This is a genomic window from Arthrobacter sp. BI5 (genome assembly GCF_056680065.1).
This window is the reverse complement of sequence record NZ_CM155264.1, coordinates 3,578,405-3,596,604: the sequence shown is the minus strand read 5'-3', so window position 1 is coordinate 3,596,604 and position 18,200 is coordinate 3,578,405. Positions and strand designations below refer to the sequence as shown.

15 protein-coding genes and 1 pseudogene are annotated in these 18,200 nt (G+C 64.4%); 14 read left to right on the top strand and 2 right to left on the bottom strand.

Annotation, left to right across the window (positions count from 1 at the left end; translation table 11 throughout):
- Positions 1-4 precede the first annotated feature (4 nt).
- The gene (locus AC1MED_RS16660) at positions 5-442 is read right to left on the bottom strand and encodes a VOC family protein (RefSeq protein WP_479784471.1); all 438 of its coding nucleotides are present in this window, start codon (positions 440-442) and stop codon (positions 5-7) included.
- 141 nt (positions 443-583) lie between these two features.
- Between AC1MED_RS16660 and AC1MED_RS16655 the strand changes: the two genes are divergently transcribed.
- A complete protein-coding gene (locus AC1MED_RS16655; RefSeq protein ID WP_479784469.1) occupies positions 584-1,609 on the top strand; it encodes a DUF808 domain-containing protein in 1,026 nt (341 codons plus the stop codon).
- Positions 1,610-1,854: 245 nt separating this feature from the next.
- Here AC1MED_RS16655 and AC1MED_RS16650 read toward each other — a convergent pair whose 3' ends face one another.
- Complete coding sequence (locus AC1MED_RS16650; protein WP_479784467.1) at positions 1,855-2,244, bottom strand: VOC family protein; 390 nt, start codon at positions 2,242-2,244, stop codon at positions 1,855-1,857.
- Between the two features lie 197 nt (positions 2,245-2,441).
- On the opposite strand from AC1MED_RS16650, the pseudogene AC1MED_RS16645 reads away from it, so the two are divergent.
- From AC1MED_RS16645 to AC1MED_RS16585, 13 genes and pseudogenes are all read left to right on the top strand, one after another.
- Positions 2,442-2,702, top strand: a pseudogene (locus tag AC1MED_RS16645) (YciI family protein); the annotation flags it as partial.
- Positions 2,703-2,720: 18 nt separating this feature from the next.
- Positions 2,721-3,425, top strand: a complete 705-nt coding sequence (locus AC1MED_RS16640; protein WP_479786712.1) for a DUF6994 family protein — start codon at positions 2,721-2,723, stop codon at positions 3,423-3,425.
- 171 nt (positions 3,426-3,596) lie between these two features.
- Positions 3,597-5,336, top strand: a complete 1,740-nt coding sequence (locus AC1MED_RS16635) for an ABC transporter ATP-binding protein (RefSeq protein WP_479784465.1) — start codon at positions 3,597-3,599, stop codon at positions 5,334-5,336.
- Complete coding sequence (locus tag AC1MED_RS16630) at positions 5,333-7,366, top strand: ABC transporter ATP-binding protein (RefSeq protein WP_479784463.1); 2,034 nt, start codon at positions 5,333-5,335, stop codon at positions 7,364-7,366. Before AC1MED_RS16635 ends, AC1MED_RS16630 begins: the two co-directional genes overlap by 4 nt.
- A 498-nt stretch (positions 7,367-7,864) precedes the next feature.
- Positions 7,865-8,146 (top strand): substrate-binding domain-containing protein, encoded by a 282-nt coding sequence (locus tag AC1MED_RS16625; RefSeq protein WP_479784461.1) that lies wholly within the window; start codon positions 7,865-7,867, stop codon positions 8,144-8,146.
- 242 nt (positions 8,147-8,388) lie between these two features.
- Entirely contained in the window at positions 8,389-9,897 is a 1,509-nt protein-coding gene (locus tag AC1MED_RS16620; RefSeq protein WP_479784459.1) for a glycoside hydrolase family 32 protein, read from the top strand.
- Entirely contained in the window at positions 9,897-10,895 is a 999-nt protein-coding gene (locus tag AC1MED_RS16615) for an aldo/keto reductase family protein (protein WP_479784457.1), read from the top strand. The genes AC1MED_RS16620 and AC1MED_RS16615 overlap by 1 nt, the downstream gene beginning before the upstream one ends.
- Positions 10,896-11,156: 261 nt before the next feature.
- Positions 11,157-12,227, top strand: a complete 1,071-nt coding sequence (locus AC1MED_RS16610; protein ID WP_479784455.1) for a LacI family DNA-binding transcriptional regulator — start codon at positions 11,157-11,159, stop codon at positions 12,225-12,227.
- Between the two features lie 77 nt (positions 12,228-12,304).
- Positions 12,305-13,978 carry an ABC transporter substrate-binding protein gene (locus tag AC1MED_RS16605; RefSeq protein ID WP_479784453.1) on the top strand — a complete coding sequence of 558 codons (1,674 nt, stop codon included), beginning with the start codon at positions 12,305-12,307 and terminating at the stop codon, positions 13,976-13,978.
- Between the two features lie 123 nt (positions 13,979-14,101).
- On the top strand, positions 14,102-15,079 hold the full coding sequence (locus AC1MED_RS16600) for an ABC transporter permease (protein WP_476862080.1): 978 nt from the start codon (positions 14,102-14,104) through the stop codon (positions 15,077-15,079).
- Positions 15,080-15,111: 32 nt separating this feature from the next.
- The gene (locus AC1MED_RS16595; RefSeq protein ID WP_479784452.1) at positions 15,112-16,038 is read left to right on the top strand and encodes an ABC transporter permease; all 927 of its coding nucleotides are present in this window, start codon (positions 15,112-15,114) and stop codon (positions 16,036-16,038) included.
- On the top strand, positions 16,035-16,988 hold the full coding sequence (locus tag AC1MED_RS16590; protein ID WP_479784450.1) for an ABC transporter ATP-binding protein: 954 nt from the start codon (positions 16,035-16,037) through the stop codon (positions 16,986-16,988). The genes AC1MED_RS16595 and AC1MED_RS16590 overlap by 4 nt, the downstream gene beginning before the upstream one ends.
- Positions 16,985-18,082, top strand: coding sequence for an ATP-binding cassette domain-containing protein (locus AC1MED_RS16585; protein WP_479784449.1), 1,098 nt, complete (start codon positions 16,985-16,987; stop codon positions 18,080-18,082). The genes AC1MED_RS16590 and AC1MED_RS16585 overlap by 4 nt, the downstream gene beginning before the upstream one ends.
- Positions 18,083-18,200 lie beyond the last annotated feature (118 nt).

The following is an 18,200-nucleotide window of genomic DNA, read 5'->3' as shown; positions in this document are numbered from 1 at the left end:
GCCCTCAGCTTTTCTTCAGCTCCTGGGCGAGCATCACGAGGATGCCGCTCGGCCCGCGGAGGTACGTGAGCTTGTAGACATCCTTATAGCTCGCCACGCCGCGCAGCGGATAACAGCCGTGCCGCGCGGCTATGTCCAGGGCTTTGTCGATGTCCGGGACTGAGAACGCGACCCGGTGCATGCCGATCTCATTGGGACGGGTGGGCGCCGTCTCGATCGCCTCGGGGTGGATGTATTCAAAGAGCTCGAGGCGGCCGTGACCGTCCGGCGTTTCGAGCATGGCAATGTTGGCGTGATTGCCGTCAAGCCCGACGGCGGTGTCGGTCCAATCGCCGCTGACGGTGTCCCGGCCGACCACCGCCAGGCCAAGGTCGGTGAAGAAGGCGATCGCCTCCTCGAGGTCGCGCACGGCGATGCCGACGTTCTCAAGTCTGATGTCCATGCTCCTCACGCTACCGAGGCGGCCCGGTGCAGATCCAGCGTCGACGGGGCCCGCCACATATAATTCGAGGATGCCGATCACGCGCCTTGACCGAGGCAACCCCGTCCAGCCGTCCGCCCCTTCGCAGGACGGACGCGGGCTGTGAGCGGCGGTCTCGTCGCCCTGCTGGACGACATCGCAGCCCTGGCCAAGATTGCGGCCGCCTCGGTGGACGACGTCGCCGCCGGAGCGGCCAAGGCGGGCGCCAAGGCTGCGGGCGTGGTCATTGACGACGCCGCCGTCACCCCGCAGTACGTGTCCGGAGCGGACCCGTCCCGCGAACTGCCGATGATCAAGAAGATCTTCTGGGGCTCGTTGCGGAACAAGCTGTTGATCATCCTGCCGGCGCTGCTGCTTATCAGCGCCTTCATCCCGGGCGTCATTCCGTTCATCCTCATGGCGGGCGGCACCTACCTTTGCTACGAGGGTGCCGAGAAGGTCTGGCACAAGCTCCGCGGCCAGCACGAGCCCGACGAGGACACCCCTGCGGTGGACCGCGGCCCGGAGGCCGAAGCCAAGGTCACCAAGGGAGCCATCACCACCGACTTCATCCTCTCCTGCGAGATCATGGTCATCGCGATGAATGAGGTGGCGGCCGAATCCCTGTGGGTCCGGGCCTCCATCCTGGTCGCAGTGGCGATCGCCATCACGGCGGCCGTGTACGGCGCCGTCGCACTCATCGTCAAGATGGACGACATCGGCCTGCACCTGACCACCAAGGACTCCGCGGGCTCCCAGCGCTTCGGCGAGCTGCTCGTCAAGGGGATGCCCGCCGTGCTGACCACAATCACCGTCGTCGGGACGGTCGCCATGCTCTGGGTGGGCGGCCACATCATGCTGCAGGGGGCCCACGACCTCGGCTGGCACGCGCCCTATGACCTGGTCCACGCCCTCGAGCACCCGTTTGCCGGGATCCCGGTGGTGGGCGGCTTCCTGGCCTGGCTCGTGAACACCCTGTGCTCCGCCGTCCTTGGCCTCGCCTGGGGCCTTGTCGTCATGGCCATCCTGCAACCGCTGCTTAAGGTGCTGCCGTTCGGCAAGAAGGAAGGCGGCCACAAAGAGGGCGACGTCCGCGTCGCCGTCGACGGCCATCAGCCGGCGAAACACGACGCCGATCCCGCCTCCTAGCCCGTACCCTCCGACGTAATTGGCTCGCCGGCCAGCCGTCGCCGGACGGCACCTATGCGCCGTGAGCGGCGATTGACCTTGCGCTGGCCGGCGAGCCGCCGGTGAACGTGGTGCTGGGCGGCTGAGTCAGCCCGGGGCGCTATGCGGGCATCTCGTTCTGTTCTCTTTGGGTGAGCTTCTGTACCTGCCATTGATGCACGTCGGGCAGCCATTCCAGCGGGAGTGGATCGCAAGCACTCAGATGTTCACCTTTCTTCAACGGACGACGGCGAGTCGCCCGTCCCGGCGGTGTCCACCACACAGAACCTGTTGCCCTCCGGGTCGGCCAGGATCACGTAGTCCGCGTCCGCCGGCTGTTTGCTCCACTCCACCCGGCTGGCGCCGAGGGCCAGGAGGCGCTGCACTTCGGCGTCCTGTTGGTCGGCATACAGGTCCAGGTGGAGACGCGGCGGGATTTGCAGGGCTGCGGGAACGCGGTCCAGCGAGATGCAGGTGCCTCCGCCGCCCGGCGGCTGCAGGATGACAAAGTCGTCGCCGGGCTCGTGCCGCGGCTCGTAACCTAGCGCGGCCTGCCAGAAAACCATCTGGCGTTCGAGGTTGTGCACCCGGATCACGATCGAACCAATGCTCAGCATTCGGCTAAGTTACACCCGGGGGTGGGATGGCCCGGGATACTGGCAGGGACCGGCCTGAGCCCGTGCCTGCACACGGGCGCTTCAACCTGGCGGCGCGGCGTCCGGAACAACGGGTGCGCGGCCGGGCTCTTGTGCGGCGCGGCGGCATCGGCGAGGATGAACGCGACCGCCGTGCTGCGAAGAGGGAGTGCACCGGAATGACCAAGTATCAGATCTCGTTTCCGAGAGCCGCCAGTGGTGTCCACGCAGAAGAATTGCGGGCTATTTCGGAGGCGGCGCACGCGGTTGTCCAAGAGGCGAAGGACGCGGGTGTCTGGGTGTCCGGCGGTGGCATCGACGGAGGCATCGCGGTGCTGGAGCTGCCCTCGTACGAGGCGGCCCTGGAGTGGACGGCGAAGATCGCAGCCGCGTGCCGTTGTGCGCAACAGCCGCCCGCCTTCCAGTACGACTCCGCCAGCGTTAGGGATCCGAAAGGGATCGACGTAACCTTCGACTTCCGCTCTGACACACCCACTGGCAAAGATCCTGATACTTTCAGCCCTACCCTCCGCAGTACCCACAGGAGGCTTTGGGGCAGGCCACTGCCGAATGGTGCGCTGTTCCACCTGGACGCAAGCAACCGACGCAGATACCTCTATCACGAGTCCGATTTGGGCCGATTCTTCCTGTCGAGTGACGCGATCATTCGGACCTTCTGCCGGCACCCAAGGGCCGCTTCGATCATGGCGCAGATTCCGGAGGCAGAGCAGGAAGCCTTCAACCGGCAGGGATACACGATCGGCGGGATGATGGTGTTCCCGGGCAACAGGATCAACAACAAGCAGACGATCAATCAGCGCCGAGGCATGCACCCCCGCATCGCCGATCGGTTCGACCGGACGCTCGAGTGCATCCGGTTGCACTATCTGGGCCAGGCCAGCCCGCTGGCCGACACCTTGGAGCTGTACCCCGAGTTCTTCGACTTGTTCGGCGACTTCCGGGGCTATGTGGACTTCTTTCTGCTCCAGGACCTGGTAACGGATGACTACACCCGCGTCCGGTCCTTCCTGCCGTTCGCCGACTTCACGACTCCTGCGATACCGAAGACCCGCGATGAGTATCTGCTCTACCGGCAAGCCACCCTCGAGTTCGTAGGTGCCCGGAACGCGCGGATCGCGGACTTCCTCGCCGAGCCAAACTAGCCTCCACCATTCGAGCTTCTGGTAGCGCTCTTTGACGACGTCGACGCGCGCCACATCGCGGCGATCCAAGATCTCCCAATTCGCCCTCAGAGGAACCAGTTCCGCTCCCAGCATCCGGACGTAAACTGGCGTTCGAATCACCGTGCGTGAACTAGAGACCGTGGAGACCGGATGCTCTGGAAACTGCTCGTGCAATACCTGAGGCCGCAGCGGCGGCGGCTGCTCGCCGTCGTCGTCTTCCAACTGGCGGCGTCCATCGCCTCGCTGTACCTGCCCACCCTGAACGCAGACATCATCGACCAGGGCGTGGCGCAAGGGGACACCGACTACATCCTGCGCGTTGGCGGGGTGATGCTGATGATCACGCTGCTGCAGATCGCCTGCACCATCGCCGCCGTCTACTTCGGCGCGAAGGCCGCGATGGCGCTGGGCCGGGAGGTGCGCGGGGCGATCTTCACCCGGGTGGCGGAGTTCTCCGAGCAGGAAGTGACCCGGTTCGGAGCGCCGAGTCTGATCACCCGCTCCACCAACGACGTCCAGCAGGTCCAGCAGCTGGTGCTGATGTCCGCGACGCTGATGGTCACCGCGCCCATGCTGAGCATCGGCGGGGTCATCATGGCCGTGCGGCAGGACGTGCAGCTCTCCTGGCTGATCGCCGTCAGCGTGCCGGTGCTGCTCATCGCCGTGGGCCTGATCGTTACCCGGATGGTGCCGCTGTTCCGGCTCATGCAGACCCGGATCGACACGGTCAACCGGGTGCTGCGCGAACAGCTCACCGGCATCCGCGTGGTCCGCGCCTTCGTCCGCGAGGACATCGAGACCGCCCGCTTCGGCCGCGCCAACGAGGACGTCACGGACACCGCGCTGCGCGCCGGCCGGCTGATGGCGCTCGCGTTCCCCACCGTGATGCTGGTGCTCAACGTCTCCTCCGTGGCGGTGATCTGGTTCGGCGCGTTCCGGATCGAGGAGGGCTCCATGCAGGTGGGGACCATGATCGCGTTCCTGAGCTACCTGATGCAGATCCTGATGTCCGTCATGATGGCCACCTTCATGGCGATCATGATCCCGCGCGCCGCCGTCTCAGCGGACCGGATCGGCGCGGTGCTCGGCACCGAATCCAGCGTCCGGCCGCCGGAGCGCCCGGTCAGCCTGTCCGGCCGTGCCGCCCGCGGCGAGCTGGAGATGCGCGACGTCGGCTTCGCCTACCCGGGTGCCGAGGCGCCGGTCCTCTCGGACGTGGACTTCACCGCCCGCGCCGGGCAGACGACGGCAATCATCGGCCCCACCGGCTCCGGCAAGACCACCCTGGTGAACCTCATGCCGCGGCTCTTCGACGCCACCTCCGGCTCGGTGCGGATCGACGGCGTGGACGTCCGGGAACTGCACCCGGACCTGCTCTGGGGGCACATCGGCCTGGTCCCGCAGAAGCCCTACCTGTTCTCCGGCACGGTCCGCAGCAACCTGCTCTACGGCAAACCCGACGCCACCGAGGACGAGCTCTGGCGGGCGCTGTCCATCGCGCAGGCGGAGGACTTTGTCCGCGAGATGGAGGGCGGGCTGGACGCGCCCATCTCGCAGGGCGGCACCAACGTCTCCGGCGGGCAGCGGCAGCGGATCGCGATCGCCCGGGCGCTGGTGAAACGGCCCGAGCTCTACATCTTTGACGACTCGTTCTCCTCGCTGGACACCGCCACGGACGCCCGGCTGCGGCAGGCGCTCCGGCAGCATACCGCCGGCGCCACCCTGGTGATCATCGCCCAGCGGGTCTCCAGCATCGTGGACGCGGACCAGATCCTGGTGCTCGACGACGGCCGGATCGTCGCGCACGGCACGCACGAGGAGCTGCTGGAGACCTCCGGGACGTACCAGGAGATCGTGAACTCCCAGCTGGCGGCGGAGGAGGCGGTATGAGCAAGACCGAGTCCCAGACGCCAGCTTCCGGTGGAGCCTCCGGTGCCGGCTCCCCGGGTGGCGGCGGCGCCCAGGAGGCTCCGCTGCGGATTCCGCGCCCGCGCGGCGGCCCGGGCCACGGAGGCCCGTTCGCCGGGATGAATATCCCGGCGGAGAAGGCGATGAACTTCTGGCCCTCCGCTAAGCGGCTGCTGAGCGAACTCCGCCCCGAGCGGATCTGGCTGACGCTGGTACTGGCCCTCGCCGTCGTGAGCGTGACGCTGTCCGTGATCGGGCCCCGGCTGCTGGGCGAGGGCACCAACCTGATCTTCGCCGGCGTCGTGTCCAAACAGCTGCCCGCCGGGGTGAGCAAGGCGCAGCTGATCGCGCAGCTGCGGGCCGCGGGGGAGAACCAGAAGGCGGACATGCTCAGCGCCATGGCGCTGACGCCCGGCACCGGGATCGACTTCGCCGCACTGTCCTCCGTGCTGCTGTGGGCGCTGGTGCTGTACGTGCTGGCGTCGGCGTTTATGTGGATGCAGGCATACATCCTCAATGGCGTGGTGCAACGGACCGTGTACCGGCTGCGCGAGCGGATCGAGGCGAAGATCAACCGGCTGCCGCTGCGCTACTTCGACACCGTGCAGCGCGGCGAGCTGCTCAGCCGGGTGACCAACGACGTGGACAACATCTCCCAGAGCCTGCAGCAGTCGATCAGCCAGGCGGTGACCTCGGTGCTGACCGTGGCGGGGGTGCTGGTGATGATGGTGATCCTGTCGCCGACGCTCGCGATCATCGCCCTGGTGACCATTCCGCTGACCCTGGTGACGACGGCGGTGATCGCCAAGCGCTCGCAGAAGCTGTTCGTGGCGCAGTGGAAGAACACCGGCGAGCTGAACGGCCAGATCGAGGAGACCTACACCGGGCACGCGCTGGTGAAGGTCTTCGGCCGGCAGCGCGAGGTGGAGGAGACGTTCCGGCAGAAAAACGCGGACCTGTACCAGGCCAGCTTCGGCGCGCAGTTCATTTCCGGGCTGATCATGCCTGCCATGACGTTCATCGGGAACCTGGTCTATGTGGGGATCGCCGTGGTGGGCGGGCTGCAGGTGGCGTCCGGGGCGATGCAACTGGGCGACGTGCAGGCGTTCATCCAGTACTCGCGGCAGTTCACCCAGCCGCTGGCCCAGCTGGGCTCGATGGCCAACCTGCTGCAGTCCGGCGTGGCGTCGGCCGAGCGGGTGTTCGAGCTGCTGGATACCGAGGAGCAGTCGCCTGATCCTGTGCCTTCTGAGGCGCCCGACGGAGGGCGGGGCAGGCTGGTGTTCGAGGATGTGTCCTTTGCGTATTCGCCGGACAAGCCGCTGATTGCTGACTTGAGCCTGGTGGCGGAGCCGGGGCAGACGGTGGCGATTGTGGGGCCCACCGGGGCGGGCAAGACCACCTTGGTGAACCTGATGATGCGGTTCTACGAGCTCGACGCCGGGCGGATCACGCTGGACGGCGTCGACGTCGCCGCGATGTCCCGGCACGAGCTGCGCTCGCGGATGGGCATGGTGCTGCAGGACACCTGGCTGTTCGGCGGGACCATCCGCGACAACATCGCCTACGGCCGGCCCTCCGCGACGGAGGCGGAGATCCTGGAGGCGGCGAAGGCAACGTACGTGGACCGGTTCGTGAAGTCCCTGCCGCAGGGCTACGACACCGTGCTCGACGACGAGGGCGCCAACGTCTCGGCGGGGGAGAAGCAGCTCCTGACCATCGCCCGGGCGTTCCTGGCCCGCCCGTCGGTGCTGATCCTGGACGAGGCGACGTCGTCGGTGGATACCCGGACCGAAGTGCTGGTGCAGAAGGCCATGAGCGCGCTGCGCTCGGACCGGACGTCGTTTGTGATCGCGCACCGGCTCTCCACGATCCGCGACGCCGACCTCATCCTGGTGATGGAGGCCGGCCAGATCGTGGAGCAGGGGACGCACGCTTCACTGCTGGAGGCGGGCGGGGCGTACGCGGCGCTGTACGCGGCCCAGTTCGCGGCTCCCGTGGCGGAGGTCTAGGAGCCGGGAGGGCATCGTTGCAGTCCCGTGCTGAGTTTTCCACTGATGCGATGCCTCCGGCACAGATGTCGAGGGTGATGTCGTTCTCCGCATATATGGTGTCCCTCTCCCGATGGCCGCGAGACGGCCGCCCCTCACCCAAGGGCGTTGCTCCATCCGTCCAGCGTGGCGGCCGTGCGGCTGACCGGTATTGGAGCTGTGGATGGTGATGATCCGCCGTTGGCGCGGGAAACGTCTGTCCTCGACGCCAAAAAAACCTTTTGACACTGCCCAGATAACGCGGGTAACTTTGATCACACGCTCTAGGTAACGCGAGTTACCTAGAGCGTTCACCCCAATCCCTCCGTGCTGGCGTCACCCAGTTCAACGAAGACCACTGGAGTATTCAATGGCGGATATCGCCTCCTTGAACAGGGGCCTGAACTGGTCCCCGGCGCCGCCCGGGCGGGGAGCAGCCCGCGTTTGCAGGGCGTCCGCGGGGCCCTGGCTGGCGTGGGTGTGGAGAGTGATCCGGAGCTGGTCCTGGCCGAGTTTGCGGTGGGCGACGGCGGCATCAAGGAACGCGGTCTGGCCATCCCCGGGGACATCGCCGTGATCGGCTTCGACAACCAGGAACTCATTGCCGCCTACCTCAGGCCCAAGCTGACCACAGTGGCTTTGCCGTTCGAAAAGATGGGCCCTCTGGGAGTCCAGACGCTCGCTGCTCTTACAGCAGGACAGCCGATCACTGCCGGCCAGCAGTTGGTCGACTGTCCGCTGCTAGAACGCTCTTCGGTCTGACCGCGAAATCAACGTCGAAGAGCTTACCCCACCCACCCTTCACCTTGCTGATGAAGACAGGAAAGAGATAACCCATCATGACACAACCCAAAATCTTCAGGTCGGCCCGCCAGGAGTGTGCCCAGACAATGAGCTCCTGAGCACCCTGCAGCACCCTGTCCGACTTCAGGCTGCTCCTCAACGCGAAAACACCCCTACCTCACAGGTTCGCGGACCCCACGCACCGTCATGAAACGAGAACAATGAACAGCGTCCCCTCCACCCTTGAGACCTACAGGCCGGCCATGCACTACGCCGCCAGGGACACGTGGCTTAACGATCCCAACGGACTCGTCTTCCACGAGGGCATCTACCACCTGTATTACCAGAACAACCCCTTCGGAAACGTCCACAGCAACATGTCCTGGGGCCACGCCACCTCCAAAGACCTGGTCTGCTGGGAGGAACAACCGGTAGCCATTCCCTGCGATGACAACGAGGACATCTTCTCCGGCAGCATCGTGGTGGACACTGCCAACACCAGCGGATTCGGCGCCGACGGGAAAGCCCCACTGGTGGCCATCTACACGAGCGCGTACAAACCGGGTTCCCCTCACCAGGGCACCCAGGCCCAGTCCATCGCGTGGAGCGTCGACGACGGTTACACCTGGACCAAGTACGCCGGCAACCCAGTCCTGACGAGGAATTCCCCGGAATTCCGGGACCCCAAGGTCTTCCGCTACAGCGGTCCGGCCGGCAGCTACTGGGTAATGGTGGCCGTCGAAGCGCACGACTTCACTGTTCTGCTCTACCGCTCCGAGGACCTCAAGAACTGGGAATACCTCAGCACCTTCGGCCCTGCGAACGGCACCGGTGGCATCTGGGAATGCCCGGACCTCTTTGAGCTGCCGCTGGACGGCGACGCCGCGGCCCCTAAATGGGTCCTGACGGTAAACATGAACCCCGGGGGCCCAAACGGCGGCTCCGCAGGCCAGTACTTCGTGGGAGAGTTCGACGGCGTCACGTTCAGCTCAGAGACAACCCTCACCGAGGGGATGGAGGACCCGGAACGCGTAACCGACTACCAATGGCTGGACTGGGGCCGCGACTACTACGCCGCCGTCTCGTTCAGCAACGTCCCAGCCGGCCGGCGGCTGATGATCGGCTGGATGAACAACTGGCAGTATGCCAACCACATTCCCACATCGCCCTGGCGCAGCCCCATGAGCCTCGTCCGGGACGTGTCCCTCGTTTCCGTGAGCGGGCAACCCCGGCTCGTCCAGCAACCCGTGCCGGAAGTGAAAATAACTTCGCAACCCGGTCCCGTGAGGCGGGTGACCCTAGACGGGCCCGCGGCAGTTGACGGCGGCGCGGCAGTGCAACTCGTTGACGTCACCTTCACGCCCGGTAGTGCCGAGGAATTCGGCCTTGTGGTCCGGGGGTCAACCGACGGCACGGTCGGGACGCGGATCGGGATCCGTCCCGGCAGCGGAGAACTTGTAGTGGACCGTACCCGCTCTGGTGACACCGGCTTCCATGAGGCCTTTCCGTCCACCAGTCGCGCCCCGATTGCTGCCGGACCGGACGGCAGCTACACCCTGCAGATCTTCGTTGACCATTGCTCGGTGGAAGTCTTCGGGAGCGCTGGGCTCGTCACCCTGACTGAACTGATCTTCCCCGCTGCCGCCGAAACATCCCTCACCCTATACTCCACCGGCGGCACAGCGGACGCTGCGCTCCAGCTCACCGACTTCGGAAAGGACGTAGCCTGATGGAACACCGCAAGCTGGGTTCCTCCGGCCTGTACATCAGCGAAATCGCCTACGGGAACTGGTTCACCCACGGTGAGCAGATCGACCAGGCCGCTGCGACGCAGTGCGTCAAGCAGGCGCTGGACCTGGGCATCACCACTTTCGACACCGCCGATGCCTATGCCGGAACCCGGGCCGAGGAAGCGTTGGGCCAGGCGCTCAAAGGAACACGCCGTGAAAGCGTGGAGATTTTCACCAAGGCCTACTTCCCTACTGGGGAGGGCCGGAACGACCGTGGCCTGTCCCGAAAACACGTCATGGAGTCCATCAACTCATCGCTCCGCCGGCTCCAAACTGACTACGTCGATCTCTACCAGGCTCACAGGTACGACTACGAGACCCCACTGGAAGAGACGATGCATGCCTTCGCCGATATTGTCAGGGCCGGGAAAGCGCACTACATCGGGGTGTCGGAGTGGACGGCAGAAGAGATCCGGTCCGGAGTTGCCCTTGCCAACGAACTTGGCGTTCAGCTCATATCCAACCAGCCGCAGTATTCCATGCTGTGGCGCGTCATCGAACAGGAAATCGTTCCTCTAAGCGAGGAACTGGGCATCGGCCAGATCTGCTGGTCGCCGCTCGCCCAGGGAGTCCTCACCGGCAAGTACGCCCCCGGTGCGGCGGCTCCTCAAGGCTCCCGCTTCCGTGCCGACAACGGCGATCTCAAGGACGACCACCGCTTTCTCGGCGAGGACATCCTCACCCGCGTCCAGAAACTGAAACCCCTCGCCGAAGAGACCGGACTGTCCATGGCAGCCTTCGCTGTCGCATGGGTACTGCAGAACCCCAACGTCTCAGCGGCCATCGTCGGAGCATCCCGGCCCGAGCAGCTCGTCGACAACGTCCGGGCCGCAGGAGTCAAACTCGACCCTGAACTGCTCCAGAGGGTCGATGACATCCTCGGCCCCGTGATCGAGAGTGATCCGGGCAAAGTCGAATCCTTCAAGAACCGTCCCTGAACCGCCCTGCTAGCCAACGAGGGGCGGCGGCGCTGGACGTTCGGGCTTAGCCGCACTGCGTCCGGAGCGCTGCCCACAGCACCCCGGATGGAAACCTGCAACTTACACCCATCGACACGAAAAATTTGTTGACACCCGGGAGTAACGCGGGTAACTTGAATCACAGCCGCTAGGTAACGCGAGTTACCAAAGCGAACCGGGCCGACTTTCTCCCGTTAGTGCCGGCATCACCAAGCTCAACGACGACCACTGGAGCATTCAATGGCGAAAACCACCTCCCCAAGCAATAGGGGCACTGCCAGGCCGCGTGGGGTCACCATGAATGATGTCGCTAAGCACGCCGGAGTGTCCCGAACGGCTGTTTCATTCGTGCTGAGCAACCGCGAAAACGCGAGCATTTCGGAAGAGACGCGGACCCGCATCGCCGACGCGGTTCAGGCGTTGGGCTACCGTCCGAACGCCGGGGCGAGGGCGCTGGCATCCCAGCGCAGCGACTGGTACGGAATTGTCACCGAGATCGTAACCGCACCCTTCGCTGTGGACATCATCAAAGGCGCTCAGGACCAGGCTTGGATTGACCGCAGATTCCTCCTTATCGCCCCCTCGGACCAAGGTGTTGCGGCCGGCCCCACCCAGGGCATGGAGGATGCTGCCGTTGAGAAGTTGCTGGAACAGCGGGTCGAAGGTTTGCTGTATGCCGCAACGCACCACCGCGGCGTGCATGTGCCCCCAAGCGCTCACGAGGTGCCCACGGTGCTCATCAACTGTTTCGACCTGGATGGGAAGCTGCCCTCGATTGTCCCCGATGAACGGGCAGGGGGACGGGTCGCCGTCGAACGGCTTCTCCGGGCCGGTCACACCAGGATCGGTGTGATCAACCTGGACCCGCACATTCCGGCAGCTGTCGGGCGTCTGCAGGGCGTCCGCGAAGCCTTGGCCGACGTGGGTCTGGAGCTTGATCCGGAACTGGTGGTGGCCGGGTACGCGACCGCCGATGGCGGCTACGACGCTGCCTGCCAAATCCTTGACCGGTACCCCGCCAAAGACAGGCCAACCGCCCTGTTTTGCCTCAATGACCGCATGGCCATGGGCGCCTACGACGCCATCAAGGAACGCGGTCTGGCCATCCCCGGGGACATCGCCGTGATCGGCTTCGACAACCAGGAACTCATTGCCGCCTACCTCAGGCCCAAGCTGACCACAGTGGCTTTGCCGTTCGAAAAGATGGGCGCTCTGGGAGTCCAGACGCTCGCTGCTCTTACAGCAGGACAGCCGATCACTGCCGGCCAGCAGTTGGTCGACTGTCCGCTGCTAGAACGCTCTTCGGTCTGACCGCGAAATCAACGTCGAAGAGCTTACCCCACCCACCCTTCACCTTGCTGATGAAGACAGGAAAGAGATAACCCATCATGACACAACCCAAAATCTTCAGGTCGGGCCGCATCGCCGCGGCCGGACTGGCGGTAGGCGCGATGTTGCTGACCGGCTGCGTAGCCAATGTCAACAAGCCCGCAGACGGCGGCGCCGCGACCAACGCCAGTGCGTTCCTCACTATCCCGCGTGAGGACATGGGCACTTTCGTGCGGAACTTCAACCCCTTCGCACCGACGGTCAACCCGATGGTCCAGCAGTCCATTTACGAGTCTCTCCTGGTCTTCAACCCGGCCAAAGGCGACACCGTGCCGTGGCTGGCCACCGACTGGAAGGCAGCCGAGGACGGAAGGTCTATCACTTTCACCCTGCGTGACGGGGTGAAATGGTCCGATGGCCAGCCGTTCGTCGCCGACGACGTGGCTTACACCTTCGAGCTTCAGAAGAAACTCAAGGGTGGCTACGAGTACCTCGACGCGGTAACCGCAGAAGGCAACAAAGTCACGTTCAAGTTCAACAAACCATGGTCCCCCGCCCTGTACGACGTTGGTCAGCTGAGCATCCTGCCCAAGCACGTCTGGTCCGCGCTGGCTGACCCGGAAAAGGACGCCAACGCCAAGCCCGTCGGCACAGGGCCCTACACGGAGGTGGACAGCTTCCAGGCCCAGTCCTTCGTGCTGAAAAAGAACCCCAACTACTGGCAGCCGGAGAAGCAGAAGATCGCCGGCATCAAGATGCTCGCCTTCGCTGGGAACGACGGCGCTAACCTCGCTGCCGCCAACGGCGACGTGGACTGGGCCCCGCAATACATCCCGAACATCGAAAAGACGTTCGTCTCGAAAGACAAGGAACACCGGCACTACTGGTTCCCCCCGACGGGTGCCATGATCAACTGGCAACTCAACACCGCCAAGGCACCTTTCAACGACGTTGATGTCCGTAAGGCATTGAGCATGGCTGTGGACCGGGACCAGGTCACCAAGATCGGTATGAGCGGTTACGCCCAGCCCGCGGACTGCACCGGCCTCTCCGGAAATTACGAGACGTGGAAGAACACCCAGGTCAAGGACAACTGCACCTGGACCAACCACGACGTCCAAAAAGCCAACGACCTCTTGGACAAGGCCGGCTACCCGAAGGGCCCCGACGGCAAACGGACGCTCAAGGACGGTTCTCCTTTCCAGTTCAAGATCTCCGTGGGTGCAACATCGTCCGACTGGTTGTCCGTTGCCAACGTGATCTCCCAGAACCTGGCGGAGGTGGGCGTGACCGCGAAGGTGGACTCCCCGGACTGGGCCGCTGTGGTGGCAGGGTACGAAACGGGTAACTTCGACTCCGGGATTGTATGGAGCGCCAACGATCCGAGTCCGTACAAGTACTTCAACACCTCCATGTCCACCAAAACGGTGAAGCCTGTGGGCACGAAGACGTTCGACAACTACCACCGTTTCGGCGATCCCAAAGCCGATGCTCTGCTGGCGGAGTTCGCTGCAGCGACGGACCAGTCCAAGCAGAAGGACATTGCCTACAAGCTGCAGGACGAATACGATGCCGTCGCGCCGCTGGTGCCGCTCTTTTCCGGGCCGGAATGGGGGGCGTACAACGACACCCGCTTCACCGGCTGGCCGACTCAGGACAACCCTTACGCCACCCTCTCGGTCCGCGCACCCACCACGGTTCTCGTGCTGACCAGCCTGGAACCGCGCAAGTAGCGTCACACGCAGCGTGAGGCCGACCCGCCCTCATGCCACCCACGCCCGACGGCCTGGCCAATTCGAAAGCCGGCCGTCGGGCGTACCCCACCATGTTGACCACTCCCGAATTGGAGGGAAACCGTGCGCTTCATCCTGCGCCGCCTGGGTTTCTACCTGCTCGCCTTCTGGGCATCCATCACCCTGAATTTCCTGCTCCCGCGCTTCATGCCCGGGGACCCCGTATCACGCATGTTCGCCCGCTCCCAGGACAGGATGCAGCCCGAACAGATCGAGGCCCTGCGCAAGCTGCTCGGCGTGGACGACCGGCCCATCTGGGAGCAGTACGCCGGCTACCTCCAGAACATCCTCACCGGGCAGATGGGGGTATCCATTTCACGATTCCCCACCCCCGTCACCGAGGTCATCTCGTCCCAAGTCGGCTGGACCCTTCTGCTCGGTGGGACCGCCCTTGTCATAGCCGCCGTCGTCGGTAACCTGCTCGGCATCCTGGCAGCATGGCGCCGCGGCGGAGCCATCGATTCGGTGCTGCCTCCGCTGTTGGTCTTCATCGGATCCTTCCCGTACTTCTGGCTCGCGATGGGCGCGCTGTATCTGTTCGGCGTCGTTCTGGGCTGGTTCCCAATCCGCCACGCGTTCACGGATGGGCTGGAGCCCGGCTTCACCTGGGAGTTCATCGGCGACGCCGCCGCCCACCTCGTGCTCCCGGCGCTCACGATCGTCCTGGTCTCCATCGGCGGCTGGATGCTGGGTATGCGGAACACCATGATCGCCACCAACTCTGAGGACTACATCACCATGGCGGAGGCCAAGGGCCTACGCCCCGGACGGATTATGCTCCGTTACGCCGCCCGGAACGCGATGCTGCCTTCGGTGACCAGCTTCGGCATGGGCCTGGGATTCGTGGTGGGCGGCGCCCTTCTCACGGAGGTCGTATTCGCCTACCCCGGCGTCGGCTACCAGCTTCTGAACGCCGTCCAGGGCCTTGACTACCCGCTCATGCAGGGCCTGTTCCTGACCATCACCGCCGCCGTACTGCTGGCGAACTTCCTGGTGGACATTCTCTATGTCCGCCTCGACCCCCGCGTGCGCAGCAACTGACCATTGCGTACCCAGTAACCAAGGGACCGACCATGACCAGCGTTATCCTCCAGCAGCCGATCGAACCAAAAGCTGCACGCAAAACCAACCGCGGTTTCATCCACGGACTTATTACCAACAAGAAGGCCATGACAGGCATGGCCATCATGTTCGTCTTCATAGTTCTGGCGCTGGCCGCGCCGGTACTGTTCCCCGGCGACCCCTCCCGGATCACCGGCATGGCCTCGCTGGAACCGGACGCTGAGCACTGGCTCGGAACCACCGCCAAAGGCCAGGACGTGCTCGCCTTGACCATCCACGGCTCCCGAAGTTCCCTGCTGGTAGGCCTTACAGTCGGGTTCGCGTCCACCTTTATCGGGATTCTGGTAGGACTGGCATCGGCCTATTTCGGCAAATTTATCGACGAAGCGCTGTCGCTGCTGACCAACGTCTTCCTGCTCCTTCCCGGACTGCCGCTGCTCGTCATCCTGGCTGCTTTCCTGCCGCCGGGGCTGGGCACCGTGATCCTGGTACTCACGGTCACGGGATGGGCAGGATCAGCGCGCGTGCTCCGGTCACAGGCCCTGTCCATCCGCTCCAAGGACTTCGTGGCCGCCGCCGTCGTGTCAGGTGAGAGTGCCGGGCGGATCATGTTCCGTGAAATTCTGCCAAATATGGCCTCGATCGTGATGGGGACGCTGCTTGCCTGCGTCATCTACGGTATCGGCGCCCAGGCCGGCCTCGAATTCCTTGGGCTGGGAGACGTCAGCACCGTCTCCTGGGGCAACAACCTCTTCTGGGCCGGAAACGAAGGTGCCCTGCTCACCGGGAGCTGGTGGGTATTTGTCCCCTCCGGCCTCTGCATTGCACTGGTGGCCTTCGCCCTGGCCCTGGTCAACTACGCCGTCGACGAAGTAACCAATCCGCGGCTGCGGAAGATCCGCAAGCCCGCCACCACCGAAAGGAGCACCGCAAAGTGACTGTCTCTCAAGTCTCCTTCGGCTCCCACGAAGCAGTCCTCGACGTTAAGAACCTCACCGTCAAGTACATCGGCGACACCCGCTCGACCACTGCCGTGGACAACGTCTCCTTCAGCATCGGCGTAGGTGAGGTGTTCGGGCTGGCCGGTGAATCCGGTTGCGGCAAATCAACCATCGCCAACTCAATCATGCGTCTGCTCAAGGATCCGGCGAAGATCGCCGCCGGCAGCATCTCCTTCGGCGGCAAGGACGTCCTGGCCATGAGCCAGGATGAGCTGCGTCGTTTCCGCTGGCAGGATGTTGCCATGGTGTTCCAATCCGCCATGAACTCGCTGAACCCGGTGCTGACCATCGGGGAACAGATGGCAGACATCTTCACCACACACGCCGGCTACTCCCGTAACGAATCCCTTCGACGCGCAGCACAGCTGCTGGAGCTCGTAAGAATCGATCCGGCCCGCCTCAAGTCGTATCCGCACCAACTCTCCGGGGGGATGCGGCAACGCGCGGTCATCGCCATGGCCGTAGCACTGAAGCCATCACTCCTGATTCTGGACGAGCCCACCACCGCGCTGGACGTGGTGGTGCAGCAGGAGATCATGGCCCAGATCAAGGACCTCCAGCGCGAACTGGGTTTCTCCGTCCTGTTCATCACCCACGACATGTCCCTGATGGTGGAACTCTCGCACCGCATGGCCGTCATGTACGGCGGCCGGATCGTGGAGACCGCAAAAGCCCACGACATCTACACCACGCCCGGGCACCCCTATACCAGGGCCCTCATGGGCGCGTTTCCGCCGCTTACCGGCCCTAGGGTTCCACTCAAAGGCCTGCCCGAAGGCGTGAAGTTCCAGAACATCCCGGACCTCGCCGAAGTCGCTCCGGGCCACTTCGTGGCCCCCTTTGATGCCGACGCCGAAGCCGCCGTTTTAGAAGGAGCAGCACAATGAACCACACCGCACACTCCGCGGCACGGCCGGACGCTTCACCCCAGACGCCGGCTCTTGAAGTGCGGGGACTGGGTAAGTCCTTCCGCATCGGCGGCCTATTCTCCAACCAGGCAGTCCGGGCATTGCACGGCGTCGACCTGACCATCGGCCGTGGGGAAATCGTGGCACTGGTCGGGGAATCCGGTTCGGGCAAGAGCACCCTGGCCCGCTGTGTGGCCCGGCTCGAGAAACCCAGCGAAGGTGCCATCCTGCTCGACGGCGTCGACGTCCTCAAAAGAGACCGTTTCCAGGCCTCACGCATGTTCCGATCACAGCTGCAGATGGTCTTTCAGGACCCCTTCGGCTCCCTAAACCCCGCACACCGGATCGAGCACTTCCTCCGACGGTCCCTTGCGATCCACGGCAAAGGCGGCACCGGCCAGCGCGGTTCCGAAGAGCAGACCACGCGCCGCCTTGAAGAGCTCTTGACCACCGTTGGGCTTCAGGCCGACATGCTCAACTCCTACCCCCATGAGCTCTCCGGCGGGCAACGTCAACGAGTCTCTATCGCGCGCGCCCTAGCCGTCGAACCAGAAGTCATCCTCGCCGACGAACCAACGTCCATGCTGGACGTGTCGGTCCGCATCGGGGTGCTAAACCTGATGCGGAAACTTCGCAATGAGCAGGGCATCTCCATGCTCTACATCACCCACGATCTCGCCTCCGCCCGGTACCTCGCGGACCGGACCGCCGTCATGTTCGCCGGCGAGATCGTTGAAGAGGGCGAATCACTGGACCTGCTGGCCAATCCGGCCCACCCCTACACACAGTTGCTGGTCTCAGCTGTCCCGGACCCAGCCCGGGCCGGGTCATACGACCCAGTTCACCGCGCCAAGCTCAGGCAGGCCGTCATGGCTTCCACCGCCTGCGACTTCGCAAATGACCCCCATCAGCCCTGCTCATCTGAGGAACCCGTCCGGCATCAGGTGGGTGACCCCCTCAACCGCCACTGGGTCCGCTGCCACCTTTACCGTCCACGCGCTGGCGCCAGCGGCCATGCCCTGGCGACAGAACCCCTGCCGAAACCACAACCTGCAGACGGGGAAACTCTCTGAAAATCCTGTTCCACGAACGGGTCAACCCCTCTGTCTTAGCAGGATCCCCTCAGCTTCAAGCCACATGAGGACCTGCACTGCCCAAAAACATCACCATCCAAGCAGCAGAAGCACCGAA

What these genes read in the sequence shown, in the direction of transcription:
- AC1MED_RS16660 (WP_479784471.1), bottom strand. Translation starts at nt 442, where the DNA reads ATGGACATCAGACTTGAGAACGTCGGCATCGCCGTGCGCGACCTCGAG.
- AC1MED_RS16650 (WP_479784467.1), bottom strand. Translation starts at nt 2,244, where the DNA reads ATGCTGAGCATTGGTTCGATCGTGATCCGGGTGCACAACCTCGAACGC.
- AC1MED_RS16635 (WP_479784465.1), top strand. Translation starts at nt 3,597, where the DNA reads ATGCTCTGGAAACTGCTCGTGCAATACCTGAGGCCGCAGCGGCGGCGG.
- AC1MED_RS16630 (WP_479784463.1), top strand. Translation starts at nt 5,333, where the DNA reads ATGAGCAAGACCGAGTCCCAGACGCCAGCTTCCGGTGGAGCCTCCGGT.
- AC1MED_RS16620 (WP_479784459.1), top strand. Translation starts at nt 8,389, where the DNA reads ATGAACAGCGTCCCCTCCACCCTTGAGACCTACAGGCCGGCCATGCAC.
- AC1MED_RS16615 (WP_479784457.1), top strand. Translation starts at nt 9,897, where the DNA reads ATGGAACACCGCAAGCTGGGTTCCTCCGGCCTGTACATCAGCGAAATC.
- AC1MED_RS16610 (WP_479784455.1), top strand. Translation starts at nt 11,157, where the DNA reads ATGGCGAAAACCACCTCCCCAAGCAATAGGGGCACTGCCAGGCCGCGT.
- AC1MED_RS16605 (WP_479784453.1), top strand. Translation starts at nt 12,305, where the DNA reads ATGACACAACCCAAAATCTTCAGGTCGGGCCGCATCGCCGCGGCCGGA.
- AC1MED_RS16595 (WP_479784452.1), top strand. Translation starts at nt 15,112, where the DNA reads ATGACCAGCGTTATCCTCCAGCAGCCGATCGAACCAAAAGCTGCACGC.
- AC1MED_RS16585 (WP_479784449.1), top strand. Translation starts at nt 16,985, where the DNA reads ATGAACCACACCGCACACTCCGCGGCACGGCCGGACGCTTCACCCCAG.